Raw genomic sequence first — 26,210 nt, 5'->3', positions numbered from 1 at the left:
AAAACTCCTGGCATAAATTCACCAAGAGTTCTATAAATATTTTTACTGACATCCTAGAGCTATAATTGTGCCTTGAGGAACAGGTGCAGCGCCATTTTGGTCAAAGAAACCAGTAATGACAAACGATTGCACGTTATCATTCGCGGCTGAAGCAACCTGGTCTCTAAACACAGCTTCAAAAGCAAATTGTTCCCCGTTAACTAATCCCGTACCATCAACCGTCACTACACAGTTCTGACCTTCCTGCTTACAGGTAACAGAAGTGATTGAATTTGCAGTAAATGTGAAGCTGTTTGCTCCTGTTTCCGTGTCTACGAAATTTAAAGAGAGAGTCGAGGTTTCAAGCGTAGAGACACAAACATCTGCATTATAGGTTAAGTCACCTTTGGTCGTTCCATTTTGTCCTTCAAATTTAACATTATTATTTGTAGAGACAGCATTATTAACCAAGACTCCACAAGTACAAAGAATACCCATTCATTATCCCTCCTTTCTAGTAGAATACTATAATATATAAAAGTGATTTGAAATGTGGCACAGTGTTTGTCCAATTTTTTTCGAAATGAGCGCGAATAGGAATAATAAAGAAAGACTTGTCCAAAAAAAGCTCCCCTTTGAACTACAAAACTGTCAAAGGTAAGTTATTTTTTCTTCCGTAATTTAGAGGCCAAATCAATAATGGCCTTGCTGTACATATCCCCTTTAATAAGGACAATGGTCTCTTGGTCTACGATCTTTGTTAGTAGGTCATAGGCTAGGGGACTATTTTTAAATGTATAGACCTGTGCGTTCAACCCATTTTCCACTGCATGGTCAGCCATTATGCGTGCGTGCTCACCTATTGTAATGAGAACATCTACACCTTTCTCACATATTATTTCCCCGGCTTGCTCATGAATCACATATCCCCAAGATCCTAAATCTGTTATCGTACCTAATATTGCTACTCTTTTTTTTTCTTTTCCAAGTTCATTTAACACTTTTAGAGCTGCTTCCAATGAAGTGGTTGTCATGCTCCACGTGTCATCCAGAATGGTTGATCCATTCATTCCTTCATACACTTGCAGATGTTTATTTAAATTTTGAAAAGTTTTCAATCTATCCGCGATTTCCATCAGATCAACACCTATTTCATGAACAGCAGCAATAGCGGCAAGCGCATTATAAACTTGATGCTCTCCAAATCCGGGTACGAACATCGGGTAAGTATTCTGCTCATATTGGACACTAAATTGCATTCCGTCTTTACAGTATTGAATATCGATAGCTTTATAATGACAAGACGAATCGATGCCAACTTTTATGATCCTTCCATGATAATTAGTTAAATCTATTTTTCTACTATTTTTATCCTCTGCATTTATGATGAGTACACCTGAATTATTGAGTGCTCTTGCCATTTCTCCCTTTGAATGAATATAGGCTTCCAGCGTTTGGCAATAATTCAAGTGGTGTGCACCTATATTCGTAATAATTCCTATTGTGGGTTTGAAATATTCACCTGCTTTTAGTACATCCCCAGGTGCACCAACTGCAGTTTCAAAAACAGCTGCTTCGATATCATCATCAATGCTTAGAAGGTAATGCAAATGAGCAGTTCGTGAATTATTACTGCTGTTTGTAGAAGTAACTATTTTATCAGCTGAGAGAATATGCTTAATCATTTCTTTTGTCGTTGTCTTTCCAGAAGTTCCTGTTATCGCGACAACAGGAATTTGAAACAGGCTGCGGTAGTAATTCACAAATTTCCAATAAGCCTCTTCCGTATCTTTTACTTTTATTACAGTTAAATCCTCTAATTGTCCATTTTTGCTAAACTCCTGATCGGTTACAAGTACTAAAGGGAAAAATCTCTTTAGGCCTTCCCAATTTACAATCCTCTTATTTGAAAAAAGAATGGTATTTTGTTCCTTTATTTGTTTAAGCCGATATGCACCATAATGAATAATCACATAATCAGACCCTTGAATCAATTCACCGGCAAGAGTTGTTCTTATTCGCCTAACCGAGAGGGGCTTCATTGTGATATTTACACTCCTTTCACTTTAGACATATTATGTTTTTATTACTCCTGTTGCTTGTACGATTAACCAAGAGTAGGATCATTTTGGCGGAACACCATAAAAATCTCTTTTCTGAAAAATTCGATACAACGCCGCCTTTATTGTATTTAATTGGCTCTTACATGATACATAACCATTCAAAAAACGGTCTGTTTCATAAATATATAACGAGTTGTTTTATCGAAGTTTATGTAGGGAGTGGAACCGTTTGAAAACGATTATCTTTATAGGCACAAATAAATCGGGCTCAAGTAGAGAAGCAGTTAAAGCAGCAGAGCGACTTGGTTATTTTACTGTTGTTTTCACAAATAATGAAAAGCAATTGGAACAAAGGAAAGAGTACACGGATGTTCATGAGATGATTTTGGTTGATACGAATAATCTTTCAGAAATGAAAGGTGAAATTAAAAAGTTACGATTAAAGGGGAAGGATATTAAGGCGATTGTCAGTTTTATTGATGCTAATGTTCATAGTGCCTCCGTTCTTTGTGATGAATTTTGTCAGAATTATTCTTCGTCTGAAGCTATTTCAAAAATGGAAAATAAAGAGGGGACAAGGGTTTTTCTAAGGGATCAACCTTATACGCCTGAATTTCTCATTGTCACTCAAGACAAGCCGATCCCATTCGAAACGATAGACAAAAAGTTTGCATTTCCAGTCATTGTGAAATCTTCGAAATCAACAGGATCTAAAGACGTGCTATTCGTGGAAACAAAAGAACAATTAGAAAAACAGATAATAAGATTACAAGAAAAGAATCCAGATGAAACGATTATTATTGAAGAATATATTGATGGAAACCAATATTTAGTTGAGGCGCTCATATACAACAATCAGATTATGATTGCTGGTATTATCGAACAAGAAATTACGCAGGGTAAAAGATTTATTATTACAGGTTATGGTGTGCTGGCGGATGTTCCCAATCATATAAAAGTAGGAATTGAACAGGTCCTGCATTCAATCATTTCACAATTCGGAATAAAGAATGGTGCCCTTCACCTTGAATTACGATGGACAAAAGACGGTTGGAGACTTATTGAAATCAACCCCAGAGTTTCCGGTGGAGCAATGAATGATATGATTCTAGCTGCATTTGGGTTTAATTTAGTAGAAGAAACCCTTAAATTATATGTAGGAGAAAGCCCGTCGTTAATGCCAAGATGTACGAATTACGTATTTACACAGCACGTCATTGTTTCGAAAAAGGGAATATTAGAAAAGGTTACCGGAAAAAGGAGGGCAATAAGGTCCCCAGGTGTAGTTAAAGTTTACGTGAAGCCTAAAAAGGGAACTAAGTTAACTCCACCATTATCAATGGGTCATAGATATGCCTACGTGATTGCAACAGGAGCAAGTATGGAAGAAGCTAAAAAACTTGCAAAAAGTGCTGCAAACGAGATTAAGTTCCATCTTGTAGAGGAGTAAAACGGAATAACGAATACCACCATTTTGTATCATAGTACCTACCCGTTTGAAATTGATACTATAATTATAAAGCAAAAAAGGTATAATTCCCTCTGAATATGAGGTATTATACCTTTTTTTACTTTGGATATGTTAAAGGTCATTGTTGATTTATTAACACTGTTGATTGGAGCGGAAGGCGCGAGACTCCTGCGGGAGTACGGGGCTGGGGAGACCCCACAGGCGCTTAAGGCGCCGAGGAGGCTCCCCGGCACGCCCGCGGAAAGCGAAGCGCCTGGAGCGCAAATCAACAACCAAGTTTAAAAGTACCTTTAATTTAATAGGTACTTTTTCAGTGCCCTTGTAATGTGCCGAAATCCATTTGGGTAATGAAAGAGAAATTAACTAAATGTTTGATCTAAAAACTTTACGGTATCAAACATATTCGTTTTACTAGCTCCTTTGATCAAAATAGTGTCATCTTTTTTTACTATCCTCAATAACAATTCATGTAATTGCTCCCGATTGGTGAAATGGTAAACATTTTTGGCGGAAAGACCCTTTGTTTTTGCTTGTGTTCCAATTTCATCTGTTCGAAAACCATATGTGATTAAAAGATCAATTTCTTTCTCAAACACATATTCTCCGACTTTACGATATTCTTCCTCTCTTAAGTTCCCTAATTCCCTCATTTGTCCAATAATCGCTATTTTTCGGTGTTTTCCAATGTTTGAAAGAACATCAATTGCAGCTCTTACCCCTTGAGGGTGGGAGTGAACGGTATCATCTATCAGTGTAATATTGTCACGGCAGTTATATATAGTCAGTCTTCGTGGTGGTTTTCTAAAGAGCAGCCCTAATTTAATTTCCATTGGCGTGAACCCTAAGTAATCTGCAACAGCAATTGCATTTAGGGCATTGTATACATGATGCTCCCCTAAAATAGGAATGAAAAGCGATACTTCCTGCCCTTGAAGCTTCATCTTGAAGTTCATTCCAGTGTCTACATATTTAACATCATAGGCACTGTAGTCGGCGGCTGAATTTACACCAATAGTGATGATTCTCCCTTTGAAATTTTGGGTCTCTAAAAAGGTTGAATTAGGATCATCCTTGTTTAGAAACAGAACTCCGTTTTGATCCATCCCATGGATTAATTCAGATTTTGCATGGGCGACTTTTTTAATGTCACCCTCAAAATTGCCAACATGGGCAAGGCCGATATTTGTCACAATACTAATATTAGGCTTGATGATGCTGCAATGTTCAGTAATGACACCAGGATAGGCCATTCCATACTCTAACACAATTGCTTCATGGGCTGGATTTATTTCTGCAGCATGTTTTTTCGTATGCTCTGTTGTATTCCAATAATCCTTTGATTCAAATATATTCCATTTCTTCGATAAAATTGATGCAAGGAATGCTTTAGAAGTTGTTTTACCGGCACTCCCTGTTACAGCGATAATTGGTATTTCCTTTTTTTCTTCCATTTTTTTCTTCTTTAATGATTTTATTTTATTTGTAATTGTATGTTGGTTCTTTGCAAGAAACACGGCATATCTAATCGTATTGATCACTACATCTAACTCCAAATAAAAGGCGGGGGGACAACCTGGCCGCCAGTTTACCTCGTAGATCCATATTTTGGAGTTCTCATCTAATCCTACATCTACGCCAATTTCATCAATGACTTCCCCATAGTGTAACATTTGAAGCTCGTCCAAATGATTGGCTAATGACAAGGAAAAATGCTCTAGTGTTCGTTTAATATTAAAAGCTTCTTCTTTAAATTCTTGTTGTAAAAAGGGATCTAAATAATTGGTGAAGCCACCATTGTTAATATTGGCAATAATCGATCCCATTGGAGCAACTCGCGGATAGATCGTAGTGATTACCCATTTACCTTCACCATTTTTTTGAACATGAAGTCTGAAATCAAACACTTGGCCGGATTTGGTGGTCGATTGGATATAGGGTTGAATAATAAAGGTTCCTGTTGAAAGTTTTGATCCGATAAGATCGTTAAGCTGTTGTTTCGAATAGGAAATACGATCGGAGTCCTTCGTAACTAGAAAGCCATTTTCACTTTTGGATATGAAAAAGATTCCTTTTCCCTTTCTTCCATCAATCGGTTTAAATACAACCTTTTCAAATGCAGTTACAAATTTGAAGAAATGCTCCGTATCTATTACAATTTCTGTCGGAATTAAATAGTTTGAGAATTCTTTTGCTTCTTTTAACCGCTCATTAATATTCCACTTATTACCGATTGAATGAGTGGTAAAGGGGATCTTTTCTTTTAACCTTTGAATAATTTCCTTAGACTTGGCAAGTTTTTCAGGACTCCCTGCATTGTAGATGACATCTGGGAAAGGCATAATTCTCTCCACCCAAATGCCGTTTTCATACACTTGTCCTTTAATGGAACTGTTAACAAAATTCACTGCTCCAGGTGAAAAGAAGAAAAACTTGGCCCCTTCTGCTTTAGCAACCGCTGCATAGGCATAAGACTTTATGACGGTTTTGGGGTCTTTACGATGATGTAACATTCCTATTAATGTCATTAAATAATCTCCTTTATCTGATCTGTAAAACCTTATACATTACATTCAATTGCTAATCCATTTGATACGGACAGAAGTTCAGTTTTATTGATATTTAATGACTGGGGAAGAGCAATCCAATCATTCAACATTTCTCTGCCCCGTTTCCAGAAAAAATGCCCCAAGAATTCCTAGGGCGAATGTTGTGCATTACCATTTTGGCTCAATAATGATTTTCCTTTTGAGTAATTCAATATCAACGGTTTGAATGGCATATATAGTTAATAAATCAACTTCTATAAAATTGGATGTTTTCTTTAATCTAATGACATCATGATGTGAATGTGGAGGATCGCCTTGTATATCTAAAGGACGAAGTAATGATACGGTTGCAAGGGATTCTTTTTTGTCAATCGACTCGATTCGAAAATAATTGGATGTAAAGGACTCTTCATTTCCGTTTTCATGATTGATCTCCACACCCTCATGTGAAAGTAATCCATCTTTGGTTAATAAGATGAAAGGAATGGTATCAACGCCTACTAATTTAGCAAGCAATTTTCCGAAGTATTTGGTCGAGGAATCGGTTAAAAAGTCTTGTAAGGATTTTAATTCAAAAAGCGCTTCACATAAAAAGTGTTTACTACTCATCTCACTACTCAATTTCACTGACAGCTCCCTGTATCTGTCCTTTTTAATATGATATTTAAGATTCAAGGGGAGTGTGCGAATTGAAAAGGAATTCATACTTGGACCATTCACCCATTTATGCTCAAAGTAGTTCCAAATAAAACTTTATTTCCTGTGCAGCAGCTATTGCGATGGTTTTTGCTATATCTGGAGATTCCGAGGCGGCAATGATGCATGCATAGCGATTGCCCATAGAGTAGGGGACGATTAAAATACTTCCTTCCTGAGGCTTGATATGAACGTATTTTACGCCTTTATGCTTCATAGCCTGATCCTTACCTGTTACTTTGAGAAGTTTACCTTGAGAGCTTATCGTTAAATATCTGGCGTACACATGTTGTTTTCGAGATTCGATTAATGAAGGTTGCTCACCTAGAGCCATTCTTATTATTTCTTTTATGAGGTTAATTCCTGTTCCTTCCTCAATGATTCGATTCATCGCTCCCCCAGACATTCTTGGGTTGATCTCTACTAGTTTCCATTTTCCTTGTACATTTCTCATCTCTAAATGACACGAGCCATTTGAAAGTCCTATTTGATCAACAATGCTTGTGATTGCATCAACGAGGTTTTTATATTCTTCATTCGTTAACATTGCGGGGTATTGATATCCAGTCACAATAAATCTATCGTTGGTAGTGATTTCCTGCTCAATGACTCCGACAACTGTCATTTCATTGTTGTGTACAATGATTTCGATTAGAAACTGAGGTCCTAATAAATATTCTTCTACTAATATCGGGTGGATTGGATCCTTTTTTTGCAAAAATTTTAAACCGTCCTTAAACTTATCTGTTGTATCAACCAATAATACATTCTTTGAGCCATTGGAAGCTGGCGGTTTCAATATCAATGGTAAAAATGCTTTGTATCTTTGTACAAACTGGTCAACAGTTTGATCATAATTAAAGACTACATAAAAAGGGGAACTAGAAAGGCCCATTAATTTTTCTCTAAACCTTATTTTATTTTCCATCATATAAAGGGAGTCTGCCGATAGCTGTACCAATCCAAGATGTTCAGATAGTTTTGCGGCATAAGAAACATAGGGGTCAACAAAACTCATGCATGCACATATTTGTTTTCCTGTTACCTTTAATAATGTAAGTTCATCGATAACCTTCACTTCATCTAATATGTCCTTGATAAAAACAAAATGATCAACATCCGGAAATTCGCATTTATTAATCATGTGATTTTTCTTGTTTGTCAACAAAACAATGAAGTATCCCATTTCTTTAGCGATCGTTAGCGCTTCTTTACTGGTTCCGAAGTTGTTACATCCAATAAAAACAATCGTTTTCATTTGTCTAACCATCCTAAATAAGGTCTCTGAATATATCCTTTGTATAAATAACATATGAAATAACATCTTAATTGACACGTTAGGAAAAGTGGTCTGAAGGGGGAGGACAAAGGAACAGGAAACTTTTCCCCCTTTCACATTTAAAAGACTATGTTAAATGTTTTTAGTTTTTTACAATGAAATAGCACTTCTCCTATTTCTGGCTTGTATAGTAAAGAACTAATTGCTGCACAATAAACAGGTCAATCAAAATCAATAGGAGGATGTTGCTTTGAAAAAGTTCATGTTTATTTTAATGGGGATGTTCTTGTTAACTGCTGGTTCTTTTACCATCACATTTGAAAAAGATAAAGTGGCTGCTGCTCCGATTATCGGGCCAAACCAAACAGAAGAGCAGATTGCCGATGCGATTATTAAAACAGGGACTAGTTTAATCGGGAAAGCTACTTACAGTCGAACCGAATACAAAACGACCTATCCATACAAATTCTCTTGTGCAACATTTATTGATTATATTTTTAAACAAAATGGAGCTGATTTAGCGACGTATAATGAGGACTATATGTTAAAACTAGGGGTCCGCGTCCCCGCTGACCAGCTAAAAAAAGGTGACTTGTTTTTCTTTGATGTGGACAAATCGGATAACAATCCGGCTGATCATATTGGAATTTATTTAGGAAATAACAAGCTTCTACATATGGCCGATTCTAAACAAAACATTGTGATTTCGGATATGACGGCGAAACCTTACTACACAGAAAACTTTGTGGGAGCGAGACGTGTCATCCCTAGTTATATGCCGTCCCAACCGCTGACTACAGCGGATAAAATTGTCAACAGGACTTATACGATGATGGGGAATGTGAAGATAAGCAGTTCTGTTAATGATCCTTCAACAAATACTTTTACGAATGGCGGCTTGGTGAACTACATTTACCAGCAAAACGGAATTACGCTTGGCACAAATAATGTCAGTCAACTTGCAAAGAAAGGAACCTATGTAGCCAGAGCTAATTTAAAAAAGGGCGACCTAATATTCTTTTCCACTACCGCCGGTGGGACGACACCAACCATCGCTGCCATTTATGCTGGGAATCAGAAGTTCCTTCTTACAGACCCAACGAAAGGGATTATTTCAAGGGTCTTGTTTGTTCCATGGTATGACACTCATTATGTCACGGGACGAAGAGTGATTCAGTAATGGTCCAAAAATGAAATGGGAATAAAATGGATAGAAAGGTCAGAAAATAATCTGCCTTTCTATCCAAGAATTTGGGTCGGTCCCCCGCTGCGGTAATGTGGCGGGAGACCGATCCCTTTTTCATTTTTTTAAAAAAATATTTCCACTTAGTATTTTGTAAAATGTGCTATAATTTGTCGTAAAAAGGGAATTTTTTTATGGTCAATAATGAATAGGAATCATAATGTTTTTAGATGTGAGAAAATTTTGAAATAAGTGTATTATTTGAAACGTTAGTGTAAAGGGACAACGTAGTAGGAGGCCGTATGAAATTTAGGACAAAGCTCTATGCGAGCACAGGATCAATAGTAGTATTAATTTCAATAAGTGTCATCATTCTAATGAATATGCTTGAACAGTCTATGGTGAATATCGATGTGGTAGTTACCGATAAATATGAACGAATCAATATGGCTTCAACGATTAAGTACGAGACAGTTAATATTGCTAGAGAGTTAAGAGAGGTTACAGTCAATCAATCTAATGCAACGCTGACTACGTCGATTAATGCTTTGGAAGAATCGAACATAAATATCAACCGAGCGATGGAGTCACTTGAAAGAATAGATAATAAAGGAAAGTCACGTGAATTAATGACAAAATATAAAGTACTTCATGAAACCTATCTAGCTACGGCACAGCAAGTGATTGCTATTAAAAAAACCGACCCTAAAGCTGCTATCCAACCACAGCTGTTGAATGATTTGAAGCTTACCAGGGAAAGAATGGTTCAACTTGCTGAACTTCTTCGTGGGCTGCAAGAACAAGAGATGAAAAATGAACTTTATCGATCACGAGATACATACCATTGGGTTGTCTCAACGATTTATTTTTATCTTGCGATCAGCTTGAGTTTAGGAATAGGATTCATTATTTGGATCATCAGAGGGATGACAAAGAATCTCAACCATGTAACGACTGTCATGAAAAGTGCGACCAATAGTAGCCTTGATGCCCTGCCGCGGATAGAGATCTTTTCTAAAGATGAAATTGGTGCCATCGCCGCTGCTTTTAACAAAATGGTTTCGAAGCTTGAGGCACATAGCAAACGAGAGAAACAATTAAAAGAAGAGGCAGGAGAGCGCAACTGGCTTAAATCGAAAATTGCTGAAATTCTTGCGATGTACCCAGGAGCTAAAGATGTGCAGATGCTTGCTGAATTGTTCATTTCAAAGCTTGTACCAATGGTAGGAGCTAGTAATGGTGTGTTCTATATGAAGACGGTGGAAGGAACCGAGCAGTATTTGAAAAAAATAGCTGCTTACGCTTTTTTTAATCCTAATAGAGAATTTGAAAGGTTTCGTTTGGGAGAGGGTCTGATTGGGCAGTGTGCGCTTGAGAAGCAGCCCATTTTCATAAATCAAGTTCCAGAAAATTATATAAGAATACGCTCTGGTATGGGAGGAGCTACACCGAAAAATATTATCATCTTACCTATACAAAACGAAGATGAGGTACTTGCTGTTATCGAAATTGCTTCTTTTGAATCCTTTAGTCCTTCTCAAATCAAGCTCCTTGAAGAAGTCATTCCCACTACGGGAATTACGCTAAAAAGTATGTTTAATCACATGAAGGCGGAAAGGTTATTACAAGAATCACAAAGCTTAACAGAAGAACTTCAAGCTCAATCTGAAGAATTGCAATTACAGCAAGAGGAGCTAAGGACGACAAATGAACAACTGGAGGAACAATATGCAGCATCAGTCCTTAAAAAAGAAGAGTTAGAGAAAGTAAGAGAGCAACTTGAAGAAAAAGCGCAACAATTAGAAATTAGTTCCCAATATAAATCAGAATTTCTTGCTAATATGTCCCATGAGCTTAGAACGCCACTTAATAGTTTACTCATTTTAGCACAGATCCTTTCCGAAAACGGTGAGGGCAATCTTACAGCCAAACAAGAGGAATATATTCGGACCATTTATTCATCTGGGAATGATTTATTACATTTAATCAATGATATTCTCGATTTAGCAAAGGTAGAATCAGGGAAATTAGACGTGATTCATAGAGAAGTAGATTTACATGGTGTAGAAGATTTCATCATGATGCAATTTTCACCAATTGCCTATAAGAAAAATATTCAATTTATCGTTCATGTGGAACCTGATTTACCATCAAGTTTCTATACGGATGAACATCGTTTACAGCAAATTTTAAAAAATCTGCTTTCAAATGCATTTAAATTCACTGAAAGTGGTAGTGTGACCCTAGTTGTTCGGAAGGTAATGAAAGAAACAGCTTGGCAGCAGATTTTTGTGAATAACCATGAAGAACTTATGCTAGCCTTCTCCGTGATTGATACAGGAATTGGCATAGCTAGGGAAAAACAAGGGACGATATTTGATGCCTTTAAACAAGCAGATGGAACGACAAGTCGAAAGTATGGTGGTACAGGACTTGGATTATCTATTTGCCGAGAAATAGCATATTTATTAGGTGGATTTATGGAGTTAACGAGTGAGGTAGGAAAGGGCAGCAACTTTACTTTATATCTGCCTTACGACCAAGTAAACGAGCCAAAAGAGGTGAAATCTTATATGAAGGAAGCTTCTGCAAGCCTCGAGAATAAGTATTACTTACCGGAAGCTACTAACACAATGGATGAAGAAGATAGTAGTAATGAACAACTCGGGAAATCTTCGCTAAAAGATAAAAAGGTCCTCATTGTCGACGATGATATTCGAAATGTGTATGCGCTAACGATCGCGTTAGAGAAGTATGAAATGGAAATTATTGTGGCCGACAATGGCCGTGAAGGGATTGAAGTTTTACATAGGAATCCAGATACAGATATTATTTTAATGGATATTATGATGCCTGAAATGGATGGATTTGAGGCAATACGTACAATTCGAAGTAATCATAAGTTTATATCCTTACCGATTATTGCCCTTACGGCAAAGGCGATGAAACAAGCCCGAGAAGAATGTTTAGATGCAGGAGCAACGGACTATATCAGTAAGCCATTAAACTTAGATCAGTTATTCTCGCTTATGCATGTATGGTTGTATAGAAAGGAAGGATAAGCGATTACGATTCAAAAAAGGGAAAACCTACAAAAGCAAACACCGAGCCAAGTGGTAGAAACGATTGAAATCGATTTACTCCTTGAAGCGATTTTCCGCTTTTACGGCTACGATTTTCGAAATTATGCCCGTCCCTTCATTCAGAGGAGAATTTTGCAACGTGTTCAAAAGGAGAATCTAACAAGTATATCTGCTCTGCAAGAAAAAATATTGCGTGATCCGATCGTCATGAATGGTTTATTTTCTGATTTTTCTATAAATGTTACCGAAATGTTTCGTGATCCTAGTTTTTTTAAGTCTTTACGAACAAATCTTATTCCATTAGTAAAAGATTATCCTGAAATTCGAATTTGGCATGTGGGCTGCTCTACTGGTGAAGAAGTGTATTCAATGGCCATTTTGTTACAAGAAGAGGGCCTATATGAAAAGACAAAAATTTATGCAACCGATATCAACACAAGTGTGTTAGAAAAGGCGAAGAAAGGTACTTTTTCTTTAGCTGATATGCAACTTTACACCAAAAATTATTTATTAGCTGGTGGGACGAGGGCTTTTTCAGAATACTACCAGGTGGTTGCTGACCAAGTTGTTTTCCACCCTGATCTACAAAAAAACGTGGTGTTTGCAGAGCATAATTTAGTAACAGACTCTTCATTTCATGAGTTTGATATGATTATTTGTCGAAATGTCCTAATCTATTTTAATAAGTGTTTGCAAAATGATGTCCATCAGCTTCTCTATGAAAGCCTAAGTTTATCAGGCTTTCTTGGGCTGGGTAAAAGAGAGGGGATTAGATTTACTAGTTATGGAACCTGTTACGAAGAATTTAACCAGGCAGAAAGACTGTACCGTAAATTTAAATAGTACCACTACTCAAAAAGTCAATATTTTAATGGTGGATAATCAACCTGAAAATCTACTGGCATTGGAAGCAGTACTCTCTTCTCCACACTATAATTTAGTTAGTGCAACCTCAGGAAACGCGGCGCTGAAATGTCTGCTTAAACAAGAATTTGCTGTTATTTTACTAGATGTACAGATGCCAGAACTAAACGGTTTTGAAACAGCTAAACTGATTAGGGCAAGAGAAAAAACTAAACATATTCCAATTATTTTCATTACCGCTATTAGTCAAGATATGGAGCATGTTCAACGTGGTTACTCTGTAGGGGCAATTGATTATATTTTTAAACCATATCAGCCTGAAACATTGAAACAAAAAATAGAGAAATTTGTTGAAATCTATCAAAAATATAAAGAGGAAATTAGCAAGAGTGAGTCGCAGTGTTCAGCTGAATTAAATGAAGTAAATAAAAAGTTAGATCAGACAACCTTGGATTTGCAGAGGACAGAAGCATTAGCAAAGGTGATTAGTGAAACGTTAATTGATACCATTGTTACCTTTAACGGTCAAGGGTCTATACTATCGGTGAATTCAGCTGTAAAAACCATGTTTGGCTATCATCCGGATGAATTAGTAGGACAGCCTATTGGCAATCTGTTTCTAAAAGTGAAGGGGGACAATAGAAATAGCTCTCCGTATTTGTTCTTTTCTTTAATCAACTCATGTCTAGGTAGTGTGATCGAATCGGTTGCATTAAGGAAGGATGAAAGCCATTTTCCTGCGGATATTCAAATTGGCGAGACAGCAGTAGATGGTCATCCAATTTTTGTTTGTACCATTCGTGATGTGACGGAAAGAAAGCTGATGGAAGAAGTTAAAAAGAAACAATTCAATCAGATGGAGAATATGGTAAAAGACCGCACATTAGAGCTCTTATTAGCAAACGAGCGGCTGCAAATAGAAATTGAGGAGCGAAAAAAGATTACCGATTATCTTTTTGTTTCTCAAGAACGGTTTCGGAAAATCTTTGAGTCTAGTCCCTGCTTGGTGGCGATTATTTCGCTAAAAGATAAAACATATTTAGATGTTAATACAAGTTGGATAAACATTACGGGTTACAGTTATGATGAATTAATTCATCAAAAAATAAATTTTCTAGATTTTATTGACGAACCCGACGGTAACTATCTTCATTTAGGGCAGCACATTCGTAGTAAGAAAATCCACTATAAGACAAAACATGGGGAAATCCGTGCGGGATTATTATCTACAGAAATAATTGATGTCCAACCTGAACCTTGTATTCTATTTGTTTTGACAGATTATACGGAAAGGATTCTTATGGAAAGGGAGATGTCCAGACTAGATCGGTTGAATTTAATTGGCGAGATGGCTGCCGGAATTGCCCATGAAATTCGCAACCCGATGACAACCGTTTCTGGATTTTTGCAAGTAGCAAGAAGCAACAGTGAGGGATTACCAAAAGAAATTGTTGACCTCATGCTGGAAGAATTAAGCAGGGCTAATTCTATTATTACTGAGTTTCTTAATTTGGCTAAAAATAAAGTAAGTGATAAAAAAATCCAAGACTTAAATACGATTATTGAAGCATTATTTCCGCTTATTCAAGCTGAAGCCTTACGTTCTAGAAAACAAGCTGTGCTCGATTTACATGATTGTCCCAATATCTCAGTAGATGAAAAAGAAATTCGCCAATTAATCTTAAATATTGTGTTAAATGGGCTCGATTCCATGTCGTCTGGAGGGCAGCTTACGATAAAAACATATGCAGAAGAACAGGCTGTTATTTTGGAAATAAAAGATCAGGGGATAGGGATTAGCTCGGAGATTTTAGAAAAAATAGGAACACCGTTCTTCACAACGAAGGAAAATGGAACAGGGTTGGGCCTCGCAATCTGCTATAGTGTAGCAGAACGTCATCAAGCAGATATTGACATCGAAACGGGAGACGCGGGGTCAACCTTTTCCATTCGTTTCAAACCATTCTAGGGTATTTCAAAATAGAAAAGGACGGTTTGCATGTTAAAAAGGAGCAAGCTATTTCTTCTTATATTCTTTATGATTTCTACTATATTAATCGTTATTATTTATAAGCAATTTGTCGTTGAAAAGCCAAAAGTCGTCTTTGTTTTCCGAACGTTAGATAATCAGTATGGGGAAATTATTCAAGCTGGTGTCGAGCAGGGATGTAAAGATTTTGGGATAGACGGTTTGGTAATGGCACCGAAAAATGGAACAGCCGAAGAACAAATGAAGATGTTAAAGAATGTTCTTGAAGAACCTCCAGATGTATTAGTTGTCTCTCCGGCTATTTCACCTGATATCATTTCTAACTTAGAAGAGTTTGTCAAAAGGAACATTCCTGTATTGCTGATAGATACAGATGAACCTTGGAAAAATAAAACGGCTTATATTGGTACCAATAACATAGAATTAGGGAGAAAAGCAGGGATATTGATGGGTGCGATGCTTCAGCCTGGAGATAAAGTGGCTCTTATCGGCAGAGAATCATCCGTGGAGAGAGAACGGATAAAAGGAGCTAAAGTTAGTTTAGAAGCTGCAGGGATCAATATAGCGGCAGAAACGTTAAAACTATCAATTGAGGATAAAGAGGATAATCAAAACATGATCAAGGTAATCGAGACGATTTTGCAGCAGCATCCAGATCTTAAAGGTGTTATTACCTCAACTGATTATCTGGCCATTCCTGTGGTTAAGGTTCTTCAGGAACAAGGACTTACTATGCCTGTTACAGGAGGAGATGGAATAAGCAAAATGGTTGAGTTAGTAGAAAAAGGAACATTAACCGGTACAGTAGCCCAAAACCCTTATGATATGGGATATTTAAGCGTTCAAGCTGCATTAAAAGTTACAAGGCGAGTAAAGATTAAAAGAAACATTGATAGTGGTGTAGATATTATTACTGAAGACAATGCGAAACAGAAGCTGGACTTCTTAAACAAGGTATTGAAGTAAATTACTCTAGATTACGGGCATACCTGGGGTTAGATTTCCGTTGCTCTTTAAAGAGAGATAATATTATTAAGCGCAGTATTTCCCTTAAGTTTCTCATAGCAAAATAAAGGGCAGAAATTTTTTTAGAATAATATTAAAAGGAGCTAACTTTAAAATACAGCTTAGCCCCTTTTATTTACAAATTATTTTATGAAAAAGGATATAATCCCTAAAATTATACACAAGATTCCACCTAAAAATTGTCCTAGTCCAGAGGCTTCCCCCATTATTAAAAGATTAAAAATGTTTTTTCTCTTTTGGGTTTTTCCTACAAACGCATCATCCTTTTTCATTCTATATCTACCCCATAATACAAGGACTACTCCAAAAAGTATAAATAATAGTTTTAAAATGATCATATAGTTACCTCTCTTTATTCTTTTTATTTTACTTTTGTATTAAAATCTTTCGCAACAATTATATTTGTACACTATTAGCATTGATCTTCCTCTTCAAAAATAAAAGTTTCTTCAATTGGTAAGTTAAAAATTGAAGATATTCTATATGCTAGTAAAACAGATGGATTATATTGTTGTTTTTCTAAAGAGATTATTGTTCTTGAAGATACACATACTCTATCCGCTAATTCTTGTTGTGTAATTCCATGCTTTAACCGCAATTCTTTTACTATATTTTTCATATAATTCACCAAATTAAAGAAAATGATTATAATATTTTTTAGCTAAAGTGCTAGTAATTAGGGAAAATACTATAATGATCATTAAAGCAGTATTTGTTGGAATTGTAATCCATTTTGAAAGAAACATCATCAGGATCGTCACAATCATTAGAATGCTTATGGTAAAGTGAGCAGCTTTTCCTTCAATTAAATCATCGCGTTCATCATAATCTTTTGATAGCTCTCTTTCTAATTGTTTGCGATTAGTATTAAATTTAACGTGAGAAGTTATAGCGAAGACTAAAAGCATTGCTCCTACGAATAATTTTAAAAAACCAAAATACAATCTTTCCGTAGTATTAGCGTTAGTATAATTGAAATAAATTTCAATCAAACCGAGTGCAATCATTGCTAATGAGACTAAATAAAACTGTGTAAATTTATTTTTCAAACAAATCACTCCTAACATAGCGTAATGTGAAGTTTGTTTCACGTGAACTTAACTTCATATTACTCGATCTTACAGGGAATGTCTAGAATTAATTTGTTGAATTCTCGAAAATCATAAATCGAAAGGAAAAACTATTCCAAGTACTACCGAATTATGTTCTCTGCAAAAAACGAATAAACTTTGTTAGACTTTGCGGTTTCTGTTTTCTACGTTTGATTATAAAATCTATCATGATTGTGTCAGACAGTTCTTGATATTGAACCGTTTTTATTTCTTTTCGATTATAAGCAACATCTGCCGGTAATATCGTGATTCCAAGTCCATCATGAACCGCTTGCAGAATAGATTCTAGAGAATCAAACTCCATAATAGTAGGATCATGGAAATAACTTTTGTTAGCGAAATCTATCATTTTGTTTCTGTAGATACAATTTATGTCACTATTAACAATTAACGTTTGATCATGTTGCTTTTCAAGTTGACTATGTTTAGGTGAAATGAGTACGATTTTCTCAAAATAACGATAAACGGTTTCAAACTGTGAGGAATTATCCGCACTATTTATAAAAACACCATCAAGTTCTCCATAGGAAAGCATTTCTTGTAACCTTTGTTTATCATTCGTTCGTACCTTTACATCCATATTTTTATGCTCCTTCAAAAAAGAAGAAAACAGCTGAGGAATTCTAACCGCAGAAATGGTTTGGGATGCACCTATTGTTATTGATTCTCTCCATTTTTGCGGACTAATGACTGACTTGGCTTCATCCATTAATAATATGATTTGATTTGTATACTCTAATAAAACGTTTCCCTTTTCGGTCAATGTAACCCCTCTATTGTTACGCATAAATAATTTAACACGTAGTTCATCTTCCAAACTCTTAATTCGCTGACTGACATTAGGTTGTACGTAGCCCAATTTTTCAGCAGCTTTTGATACTGAATGCAGCTCTGCAACATGTTTAAAAATCCACAAATCATGGCTTTCCAAGAATATATTCCTCCACTGGTATTATTTAAAATGATACCTACTTCATTTTTCAGTATTATATCCTTTATGTGTTCAAAAGTATAATTGAGCATATAAATCAAACAAAGTTAGGATGATTTAGAATGGAATTAAAAGATAAAGTAGTCATTGTAACTGGCGGTGGTACTGGTATAGGAAAAGCAACAGCTTTGAAATTAGCAAATGCAGGTGCAAAAGTGGTTATTAATTATAACCGATCGGAAAAAGAAGCGGTCGAGGTTATCAATGAGATTACACAACTAGGTGGCATAGCAATCGCTTATAAAGCGAATGTAGCGATAGAAAAAGAAGTGAATGATATGGTATCCCAAACGATTACATCATTAGGGACGGTGGATGGTTTAGTAAACAATGCAAGTATTACAGCTCAAATTGCTATGAATGACTTAGATGCCGTAACAGATGAAGTGTGGGATTCCCTTTTTAGTGTGAATGTGAAGGGAATGTTTCATTGTGTAAAAGCTGTTGTTCCTTATATGAAGAAGCAACAAGCGGGTGTAATTGTTAACATGGGCAGTGTAGCGGGAATGACCGGAATAGGTTCATCCATACCGTATATAGCCACAAAATCAGCTATTCACACAATGACAAAGTCATTAGCTATCGCATTGTCACCTTATATCAGAGTAAATAGTATAGCTCCTGGTGCAGTTGATACAAGGTGGTGGTCAGGTCATGAAGAGAAGATGTATCAACTTGCAGGTAACCTACCACTTAAAAGAATTTCAACGCCAGATGATATTGCGGAAGCTATTCTTTTTCAATTGACTCAAGAATCTGTCACAGGTCAAGTTTTTACAATTGATAATGGTCAAACATTGTAAAATTAAACTTAACTCATTACACCCTTATAATAGCTCATACCTCTATCTCTTCTTTAGTAACCAGCCGAATTCCCTTAAGGGATAACGGCTGGTTGACGTACTTTCACTTAACATTACCTTTTGAGGAGAAGCCACTTTACAATCTTTGTTTAACCTACAATATTACCGCTACTTAAGCTAAAATGTGACCGCCTTCTACATGAAGGACGGTTCCGGTCACGAAACTATTTTGGAGCAGGTATAGTACGCTTTGTGCAACGTCTTCAGCCCTTCCTATTCGTTTCACAGGAAGTTTGTTTCTGACCGTTGCATAGAACTGATTACGATCTTCTTCTGGCATTTTGCTGCGGGAAGGTGTATCAATGATACCGGGTGAAACGATGTTCACTCGAATCGGAGCAAGTTCTAAAGCCAAGGTCTGACCTAGATTCGAAATGGCCGCATTGACTGCACCCAAAATTGACGAACCAACCATCGATTTGTAGGCTACTACCCCAGAGAATAAAGTGATCGAACCATGTGGTAAGATTTTCGGTGCACCGTATTTAGCTGCGTAGTATTGGCCCCAAAATTTGTTTTCAAACAGTTGTCTGGCATGGGCTGTATCCGTCTGGAGGAATGACCCGCCGGATGTTTCAGCCGCGCTCACCACAAGATGGTTGAACTTGCCGACTTTTTCAAAGAAAGACTGAACTTGCTGTTCTTGTGTTGTATCCAGCGTAAAAGCCGTAGCTTTATCGCCTAGTTGCTCTATTGCATTCTGTAATTTCCCTTCGGAACGGCTGGCAATAATAACTTTTGCTCCTTCGGCTATTACTTGTTTAGCTGATTCAAAACCAATCCCCGAGCTTCCGCCGATAATTACCACTTTTTTATCTTGTAACATCTTTTTACCTCCTTGTAATTTTCCTTTAAAGATTAAAAGTTCAATACTTCTTTCAGATGTAGTTCAAGTTCGAATACAAATTTTCCAACTTTCGGATTTTTGATTACATCATAACAAGTGAAACTCTTTAAAGGTTTCATTCCGATGAATTTCTGCATGAGGTGCAAATGGCTTAATGCATCTTCCAGGCTGTTCCCTTCGAAAAATTGAGTTGGATCATTAAATGCTTTTTCAGGAGCATTCCAGGTAGTCGAAAACATATATTTCTTTTTGGTCAGTAAACCTCCGCTTCCATATTGATCAGCACTCTTAAAAAACAAACCATAAGCATAAACCTCATCCATATACGTCTTCAATAAGCCTGGAACACTGAACCAATAGACAGGTGTTTGGTAAATGACAATATCAGCCCATAAAAACTTTTGCTGTTCTTCCTCAATTTTATATCCGTTTTGAACAATGGTTGTTTTTATATTGTTTTTTTCACTTAACAAGCTGACCATCTTGTCCATTAATGTTTGGTTTAAATTACCTTCCGCTGTACTATACCTTTGATGTCCGTTAATAATAAGTATATTTTTCATCTTTCTTCTCTCTCCTTTGATTGTTGGATTTCTCTCACTTATTCTGATCAATTCCTCAAGAATGTGATGGAATAATAGGTTTATTGATATTATAAATATAGGAACTTTATTTAGGGAAGTAGTGATAAATAATTCATAAAGTAACCGAAAGTATACTTTTTTGATATGATAAAGGAAATTAATCAAAAAATGTTTTAGGAAGGATGTTTCAGATGAGTGTTATGGAGCCTGTCATACTGACCAAAGGAACACCAGGTGAGATTTGCCCTATAGCTAAAACGCTTGACGTAATTGGAACTAAATGGACATTTTTAATTATTCGGGATCTGCTTATCGAAGGAACAATGCGATTCAGTGAGCTATTGAAATCAATGGATGGAATTAGTCCAAAAACACTTTCGCTACGCCTTAAGGAACTGGAGAATCATGGGATATTGGAAAGAAAGGTATTTCCGGAGGTTCCCCCTCGTGTGGAATATACATTAACAGAAAAAGGAAAACGATTAGAAAGTATTTTCATTGAATTAAAGAGGTTTGGATTATATTTATAAAAGAATTTACGAATGATTGAATCCATTTGTGAAAAATCAGGTTTTCCACTAGATAAAACAATAACTAGTATGGAATATACAGGGAATACCTCTTCTGTTTCCATTCCATTAGCCTTACAGATAGCGATAAACGAAGGAAAGTTAAAAAATGGGGATACTCTTTTACTGTATGGATTTGGAGGTGGACTTACACATGCTGTACATATCATTAAGTGGAATTTGGCAAAGGAATAAGAATTAAATCAAAAAAGGCTGAGCATAAATCAGATTTTTTCTGACTTATGTCCCAGCCTCTTTTTGCATCTTTTGTTCTTATTCAGTCACGGCCTGTTCCATAGCTCGGATGGATTCAGCTACCTTAACCATCATGGAACATTCGATTCTCTTGCGGAAGATGTCACAACTGAAGTCGTAGGTTCCCTTGAGGGAGCCGGTTGCGTGCAGCGCGTTGGCAGGGCAGCCGCCACTGCAGTAGAGTTTCGCCCAGCAATCCTGGCATTCCGGCTTCGAGTAGCAGTTGCTCTCTTTAAATTGGCATTGCGTCTCTGGTTTTGTGATTCCATCCCAGATGTTCCCCAAGCTGTATTCTTCATCCCCAACGAACTGGTGGCAAGGGAAGAGCTCACCCCAAGGTGTAACTGCGAGATATTCGGTTCCTGAACCGCAGCCGGAAATTCTCTTTTGGATGCAAGGGCCTTCTGAGAGGTCAAGCATGTAATGGTAGAAGGTAAAGCCATTGCCTTTTTCCTCGCGACTCAGCATTTCCTTGGCGAGAATCTCATACTGGTTGTAAATCTCTGGGAGGTCTTCCTCGGTGAGCGCATAAGGTTCCCGTGGATCACAGATGACTGGTTCCATCGAGAGTTTGTCGAAACCAAGGTCTGCGATGTGAAAAATGTCATTGGTGAAATCGACATTGTTGTGGGTGTATGTCCCACGTACATAGTATTCTTTGTCTCCACGCTTTTCGATGAATTCCTGGAATTTCGGAACGATATGATCGTAGCTGCCCTTTCCAGTGATCGTTTTGCGAAGTCGGTCATGGACCTCTTTTCTTCCATCAAGACTCAATACGACATTGTACATTTCCTGATTCAAGAAATCGGTGACCTCATTGGTGAGCATCATGCCATTCGTCGTGAAAGTGAAGCGAAATGTCTTTTTGTACTCTTTTTCTTTGCTTCTTGCGTAAGTGACAATCTGTTTGACAACCTTCCAGGCCATTAGTGGTTCTCCACCGAAGAAGTCAACGTCGAGGTTTCGGTGATGACCGGAGTTTTCCAATAGGTAATCGATGGCTCTTTGGCCAACCTCATAGCTCATGATTGCTCTGTCTCCGTTGTATTTCCCCTGGCTGGCGAAGCAATATTCGCATGACAGGTTACACGTATGTGCGACATTGAGGCAGAGGGCCTTTACATAAGTCTGGCGATTTCTCAAATCAATTGAAAGATCCTTATATTCATCCACAGTAAAGAGTTGCCCATCATTTGTTAGCTTCTCGACGTCCGCGATGGTGTCCCGAATGTCCCCTTCGGAGATGTCGGAATCATATGCGTATTTTTCCAGCATCATTATCACGATTTCTTCCGTAGGAGTATTCTCATAAAGCGCGATGATTTCATAGGCGAGGTCGTCGACTACATGCACCGATCCACTGTAGGTATCGAGTACGATGTTGTATCCGTTTAGTTTATATTGATGAATCATACTTGATAATCAATCTCCTTTTGTCCATAAAAATTGCCGCCCATCTAGAAAGCAGTTGGGCGGCACATTTCCTGTTTCCTATCTGTTTATTGTGTTTTCACACTTCTGATTTGCAATTCCGCAAGAAGTTTTGCAAGCCGACTGGCAAGATGTCTGGCATGCACCGCATCCACCGTGTTTTGCGGTATCCTTCAGATTACGAGTGCTCAGTGTTACGATTCTTTTCATAACGTGAAACCCCTTTTGACAGTATTTTTTAGTAGAATAAGAGTTAAACCTTGTGAATATTTTCACATAAATTCCAACAATAATTTTAACAACATCTTGGGGTCAAGTCAATCATTTCCAATGCCTTGATACTGCGGAAAATCCACTTGATTTGAATTTTCATTTCCTTCAACTCTGTGATAGCCCCGATCGTTGGTCCAAGAGTAAGTACTAAAAAAATGATTCCAATCCAAATCAAAGAAGTGAACTTTATTTTTGTCTTTATGTGATGCTGAATAAATAGGATAAAACCAAACTCGATAAATCCTGATATTGGATAGATTGTGCCTTTTATGACAGGTGAGATGCCATACTCCATATATGGTTTTAAAAAAGAGAAGTCTTTATTCGGGAAATTCGCTGTCATGACAAATAAACCTAAAATAAAAACGATCGGTAGAAGGATACCCGCTGTTAACCCAATGGATTGAATCCCGTGCTTTGCATTATAAAAACAGATAATAGAAAATGTAGCACCTAGAACTAGTTTAGGTGTCATCGGGAGATAAAACGATAAAAACGTTAATGTTTCCTTTAAAGTGACAATACTCAAGGAAAATAGGTATAGGAGGATAATAGCTGATAATGGATAGGCAACAAAAATCCCAAAGTTCCGCTTAATCCAAATAAACAGCTGCTCTCCATTCATACGTTTTTGGATAAAATAGAGAATCGGTAACAAGAATAGAAAAGAAACGCATGAGAGCAATATAGCAATCCAGGAATCACGGCCCGAAACGTCTAAAAGCATAGGGATGATAATGACATGGTTAACAAGTCCGGTGCTGCCAATCAGGATCAATGACATTTGAAGTAAGCTTATGGTTTGGTTTTTCATTTATATTCTCCTAGAAAGCAACTTCGTTACCAGGATAGTGTAACCCTCTGGGATATTTTTTATTATTCCTTGGGTCAGCCCCTCACTTAGATAAAGTTTAAATCGGTAAAGGGATGGAATACGGATTTGGGTAGGGGGGGAAGTGAATTTTTTTCTTTCACATTCCAAGGAGTTTTACAAAAAAGATGGAATATATATATCTAAATATAATCTTTATTTAAGGCAGGTATAACTCAATGGATAAAGATACTCTTCGAACAAGTCTAAGTAAAGAGCATATCTACATGAAAGAACTGCTTCAGTCTCTTGTTGAAACCACGATTGACGCTATTTCTATTAGGGACATGCAGGGAAACATACTCCTCGTAAATAGTGCCTTTGAAAAATTTTATGGCTGGACATACCAGGACCTGATCAATGAACCCTACTGCCTGGTACCTGAAAATTTAATAAACGAGACGAAAGAAATTTTTCATCTGATTAAATTCTCAGGAGAGAAAATTTCGGGGTATGAAACCGTACGTAACCGAAAAGATAGTACGATTGTTCAAGTATGTCTAACAGCTTCCCCTATACGAGATAGAGTAGGGAATATCGTTGGCACTTCTGTTATCGCCAGAGATATTACAGACCGTAAAAAGGCTGAAGAAGCATTGCTTGAAAGTGAGGCTAAATACCGGATACTAGTAGAAAATACGAACGAGATTATAAGCACATATGATTTGAACATGAACAAAACATTTGTATCTCCTTCTGTAGAGCTCCAATTGGGATACACTCAATTTGAATATCATCAGGCTGGTACTTTTGATTTTATTCACCCTGATGATGTAAAAAAAGTAGTAGATCTCCAGCAATCGATCTTTATCCATAAAAAAAATGCTCAAATTGAGGTCAGGTTAAGACATAAAAATGGATCGTGGGTGTATTTAGAGTCTCGTTGTGTACCTATCTTATCTGAGAACTCTGAGATAGAGAGCTATCTGGTAGTTTCACGTAATATTACAGAACGAAAACAATCAGAAGAAGCATTGCAGAAGAGCGAGGAAAGATACAGGTTCATTGCTGAAAATACAGCAGACTTCATTTCTGTGATTGATAAGAATGGAGATGTATCGTACAGCTCTCCTTCTCATGTGAAAAAGTTAGGTACTGATAGAATTTACTTTGAAAATATCCATCCTGACGATGCTTCTCTTGTCTGTGAACGATTTTCATACATGCTTCAATCGAAAACCCCTATTATTTGTGTATATCGATACAAACTTGAAAATGAAAGCTGGATTCATTTGGAATCAAGAGGAATACCTTTTTTCAGCACTGATGGCGAATGTCAATACTTTTTCAACGTTACACGTGATATTACAGAGAGAAAACAAAATGAAGACCTTCTCCGGAGAACAGAAAAGCTATCAGTCATCGGAGAATTGGCTGCAAGTATAGCGCACGAAATAAGAAATCCTCTTACAACAATAAAGGGCTTTATTCAGTATTTGCAACCAGAGATTTCAGATAATTCTGTTTTCACTAATATTATGTTGACTGAGCTAGATCGAATTAACTTTATCGTGAGTGAGCTGCTTGTCTTGGCGAAGCCGCAAAATCTTCATGTGAAACCGATTCTTTTGCACAGTATCATTGAAAATGTTGTACAGTTGCTTAAATCTGAAGCTAATTTAAAAAGTATTGCAATTATGGAAGAATTCGAAAACACAACTGTTGCGGTCAACTGTGAAGAAAATCAATTAAAACAAGTATTTATTAACATCATGAAGAATTCCCTGGATGCCACCTCAGCAAATGGCGAAATCTGTATTCAAACAAAACTTCTAAGTGCCAACCAGGTCCTTATTCGCTTTTCTGATAACGGCTGTGGCATTTCAAAGGAGCTCCTGGCCAGACTTGGGGAACCTTTTTACACCACAAAAGAGAAGGGAACAGGATTAGGTTTACTTGTTAGTAATAAAATTATTAAAGATCATCAAGGCAGTATCAACATCACAAGTGAAATCAACAAGGGTACAATAGTAGATATCACTTTACCTATTTCCTTATGAAGATTTCCATAGTCAACAACCCCTTAGTGGGTTTCTTTTTTTTCGACATCTTTCCTCAGTTAGGAGAACTTGAACTCTTTTATTTAAACGAGATTGAGGCAGTCCTAATCAAACGTTTGTTTAACAATCTTGAGGCCAGAATCCTGTCGATGTATGGAGATTCACATAATCCGATGACTCTATTTGGAATCTGGTAAAAGGAAATCCTATCAAATAAAGCTAAAATCGGCA

Annotated in this window: 22 protein-coding genes and 2 pseudogenes; 10 read left to right on the top strand and 14 right to left on the bottom strand. The window is 36.9% G+C overall.

The window, feature by feature from the left end; all coding sequences use genetic code 11:
* Window positions 1-42 precede the first annotated feature (42 nt).
* Window positions 43-477 (bottom strand): hypothetical protein, encoded by a 435-nt coding sequence (locus M5A78_RS08800; protein WP_248734906.1) that lies wholly within the window; start codon window positions 475-477, stop codon window positions 43-45.
* Window positions 478-641: 164 nt separating this feature from the next.
* Window positions 642-2,021: a Mur ligase family protein gene (locus tag M5A78_RS08795; RefSeq protein WP_248734905.1), complete on the bottom strand. Its 1,380-nt coding sequence runs from the start codon at window positions 2,019-2,021 to the stop codon at window positions 642-644.
* Between the two features lie 250 nt (window positions 2,022-2,271).
* Here M5A78_RS08795 and M5A78_RS08790 point away from each other — a divergent pair, with 250 nt between their 5' ends.
* The gene (locus tag M5A78_RS08790; RefSeq protein WP_248734904.1) at window positions 2,272-3,492 is read left to right on the top strand and encodes an ATP-grasp domain-containing protein; all 1,221 of its coding nucleotides are present in this window, start codon (window positions 2,272-2,274) and stop codon (window positions 3,490-3,492) included.
* Window positions 3,493-3,872: 380 nt separating this feature from the next.
* Here M5A78_RS08790 and M5A78_RS08785 read toward each other — a convergent pair whose 3' ends face one another.
* The 3 genes from M5A78_RS08785 to M5A78_RS08775 form a co-directional block, all read right to left on the bottom strand.
* On the bottom strand, window positions 3,873-6,038 hold the full coding sequence (locus M5A78_RS08785; RefSeq protein WP_248734903.1) for a YheC/YheD family protein: 2,166 nt from the start codon (window positions 6,036-6,038) through the stop codon (window positions 3,873-3,875).
* A gap of 189 nt (window positions 6,039-6,227) precedes the next feature.
* Complete coding sequence (locus tag M5A78_RS08780) at window positions 6,228-6,686, bottom strand: CotY/CotZ family spore coat protein (protein ID WP_248734902.1); 459 nt, start codon at window positions 6,684-6,686, stop codon at window positions 6,228-6,230.
* Between the two features lie 103 nt (window positions 6,687-6,789).
* A complete protein-coding gene (locus M5A78_RS08775) occupies window positions 6,790-8,013 on the bottom strand; it encodes an ATP-grasp domain-containing protein (protein ID WP_248734901.1) in 1,224 nt (407 codons plus the stop codon).
* Between the two features lie 271 nt (window positions 8,014-8,284).
* Here M5A78_RS08775 and M5A78_RS08770 point away from each other — a divergent pair, with 271 nt between their 5' ends.
* The 5 genes from M5A78_RS08770 (at window position 8,285) to M5A78_RS08750 (ending at window position 16,120) form a co-directional block, all read left to right on the top strand.
* Window positions 8,285-9,214, top strand: a complete 930-nt coding sequence (locus M5A78_RS08770) for a C40 family peptidase (RefSeq protein WP_248734900.1) — start codon at window positions 8,285-8,287, stop codon at window positions 9,212-9,214.
* Between the two features lie 305 nt (window positions 9,215-9,519).
* Window positions 9,520-12,279, top strand: a complete 2,760-nt coding sequence (locus tag M5A78_RS08765; protein ID WP_248734899.1) for a response regulator — start codon at window positions 9,520-9,522, stop codon at window positions 12,277-12,279.
* A 9-nt stretch (window positions 12,280-12,288) separates the two neighbouring features.
* Window positions 12,289-13,143, top strand: a complete 855-nt coding sequence (locus M5A78_RS08760) for a CheR family methyltransferase (RefSeq protein WP_248734946.1) — start codon at window positions 12,289-12,291, stop codon at window positions 13,141-13,143.
* A complete protein-coding gene (locus M5A78_RS08755) occupies window positions 13,085-15,133 on the top strand; it encodes a PAS domain S-box protein (protein ID WP_248734898.1) in 2,049 nt (682 codons plus the stop codon). The genes M5A78_RS08760 and M5A78_RS08755 overlap by 59 nt, the downstream gene beginning before the upstream one ends.
* Window positions 15,134-15,163: 30 nt before the next feature.
* Window positions 15,164-16,120, top strand: coding sequence for a sugar ABC transporter substrate-binding protein (locus M5A78_RS08750; RefSeq protein WP_248734897.1), 957 nt, complete (start codon window positions 15,164-15,166; stop codon window positions 16,118-16,120).
* Between the two features lie 182 nt (window positions 16,121-16,302).
* On the opposite strand, the gene M5A78_RS08745 is transcribed toward M5A78_RS08750, so the two are convergent.
* From M5A78_RS08745 to M5A78_RS08730, 4 genes are all read right to left on the bottom strand, one after another.
* Entirely contained in the window at window positions 16,303-16,515 is a 213-nt protein-coding gene (locus M5A78_RS08745; protein WP_248734945.1) for a hypothetical protein, read from the bottom strand.
* Between the two features lie 77 nt (window positions 16,516-16,592).
* Window positions 16,593-16,799 (bottom strand): helix-turn-helix transcriptional regulator, encoded by a 207-nt coding sequence (locus tag M5A78_RS08740; protein ID WP_248734896.1) that lies wholly within the window; start codon window positions 16,797-16,799, stop codon window positions 16,593-16,595.
* A 13-nt stretch (window positions 16,800-16,812) separates the two neighbouring features.
* A complete protein-coding gene (locus M5A78_RS08735; protein ID WP_248734944.1) occupies window positions 16,813-17,238 on the bottom strand; it encodes a DUF2178 domain-containing protein in 426 nt (141 codons plus the stop codon).
* A 142-nt stretch (window positions 17,239-17,380) separates the two neighbouring features.
* Window positions 17,381-18,223 (bottom strand): LysR family transcriptional regulator, encoded by an 843-nt coding sequence (locus tag M5A78_RS08730; RefSeq protein ID WP_248734895.1) that lies wholly within the window; start codon window positions 18,221-18,223, stop codon window positions 17,381-17,383.
* 122 nt (window positions 18,224-18,345) lie between these two features.
* On the opposite strand from M5A78_RS08730, the gene M5A78_RS08725 reads away from it, so the two are divergent.
* Window positions 18,346-19,086: an SDR family NAD(P)-dependent oxidoreductase gene (locus M5A78_RS08725; protein WP_248734894.1), complete on the top strand. Its 741-nt coding sequence runs from the start codon at window positions 18,346-18,348 to the stop codon at window positions 19,084-19,086.
* 172 nt (window positions 19,087-19,258) lie between these two features.
* Here M5A78_RS08725 and M5A78_RS08720 read toward each other — a convergent pair whose 3' ends face one another.
* Window positions 19,259-19,972, bottom strand: a complete 714-nt coding sequence (locus M5A78_RS08720) for an SDR family oxidoreductase (protein ID WP_248734893.1) — start codon at window positions 19,970-19,972, stop codon at window positions 19,259-19,261.
* A 32-nt stretch (window positions 19,973-20,004) separates the two neighbouring features.
* Entirely contained in the window at window positions 20,005-20,556 is a 552-nt protein-coding gene (locus M5A78_RS08715; protein WP_248734892.1) for an NAD(P)H-dependent oxidoreductase, read from the bottom strand.
* Between the two features lie 212 nt (window positions 20,557-20,768).
* Between M5A78_RS08715 and M5A78_RS08710 the strand changes: the two genes are divergently transcribed.
* Both M5A78_RS08710 and M5A78_RS08705 read left to right on the top strand, forming a co-directional pair.
* Complete coding sequence (locus tag M5A78_RS08710) at window positions 20,769-21,107, top strand: winged helix-turn-helix transcriptional regulator (protein WP_248734891.1); 339 nt, start codon at window positions 20,769-20,771, stop codon at window positions 21,105-21,107.
* A 3-nt stretch (window positions 21,108-21,110) separates the two neighbouring features.
* Window positions 21,111-21,341, top strand: a pseudogene (locus tag M5A78_RS08705) (3-oxoacyl-[acyl-carrier-protein] synthase III C-terminal domain-containing protein); the annotation flags it as partial.
* Between the two features lie 78 nt (window positions 21,342-21,419).
* Here M5A78_RS08705 and scfB read toward each other — a convergent pair.
* The 3 genes and pseudogenes from scfB to M5A78_RS08690 form a co-directional block, all read right to left on the bottom strand.
* Window positions 21,420-22,817 (bottom strand): thioether cross-link-forming SCIFF peptide maturase, encoded by a 1,398-nt coding sequence (gene scfB, locus M5A78_RS08700; protein WP_248734890.1) that lies wholly within the window; start codon window positions 22,815-22,817, stop codon window positions 21,420-21,422.
* 78 nt (window positions 22,818-22,895) lie between these two features.
* Window positions 22,896-23,045, bottom strand: coding sequence for a six-cysteine ranthipeptide SCIFF (scfA, locus tag M5A78_RS08695; RefSeq protein WP_248734889.1), 150 nt, complete (start codon window positions 23,043-23,045; stop codon window positions 22,896-22,898).
* A gap of 172 nt (window positions 23,046-23,217) precedes the next feature.
* Window positions 23,218-23,922 (bottom strand): annotated as a pseudogene (locus M5A78_RS08690) (endospore germination permease); the annotation flags it as partial.
* Between the two features lie 236 nt (window positions 23,923-24,158).
* Here M5A78_RS08690 and M5A78_RS08685 point away from each other — a divergent pair.
* On the top strand, window positions 24,159-25,979 hold the full coding sequence (locus M5A78_RS08685) for a PAS domain-containing sensor histidine kinase (RefSeq protein WP_248734888.1): 1,821 nt from the start codon (window positions 24,159-24,161) through the stop codon (window positions 25,977-25,979).
* The last annotated feature ends 231 nt before the right edge of the window (window positions 25,980-26,210 follow it).

This window comes from Neobacillus rhizosphaerae (assembly GCF_937468385.1).
Taxonomy (GTDB): Bacteria; Bacillota; Bacilli; order Bacillales; family Cytobacillaceae; genus Neobacillus; species Neobacillus rhizosphaerae.
This window is presented reverse-complemented; position numbering and strand designations above follow the sequence as displayed.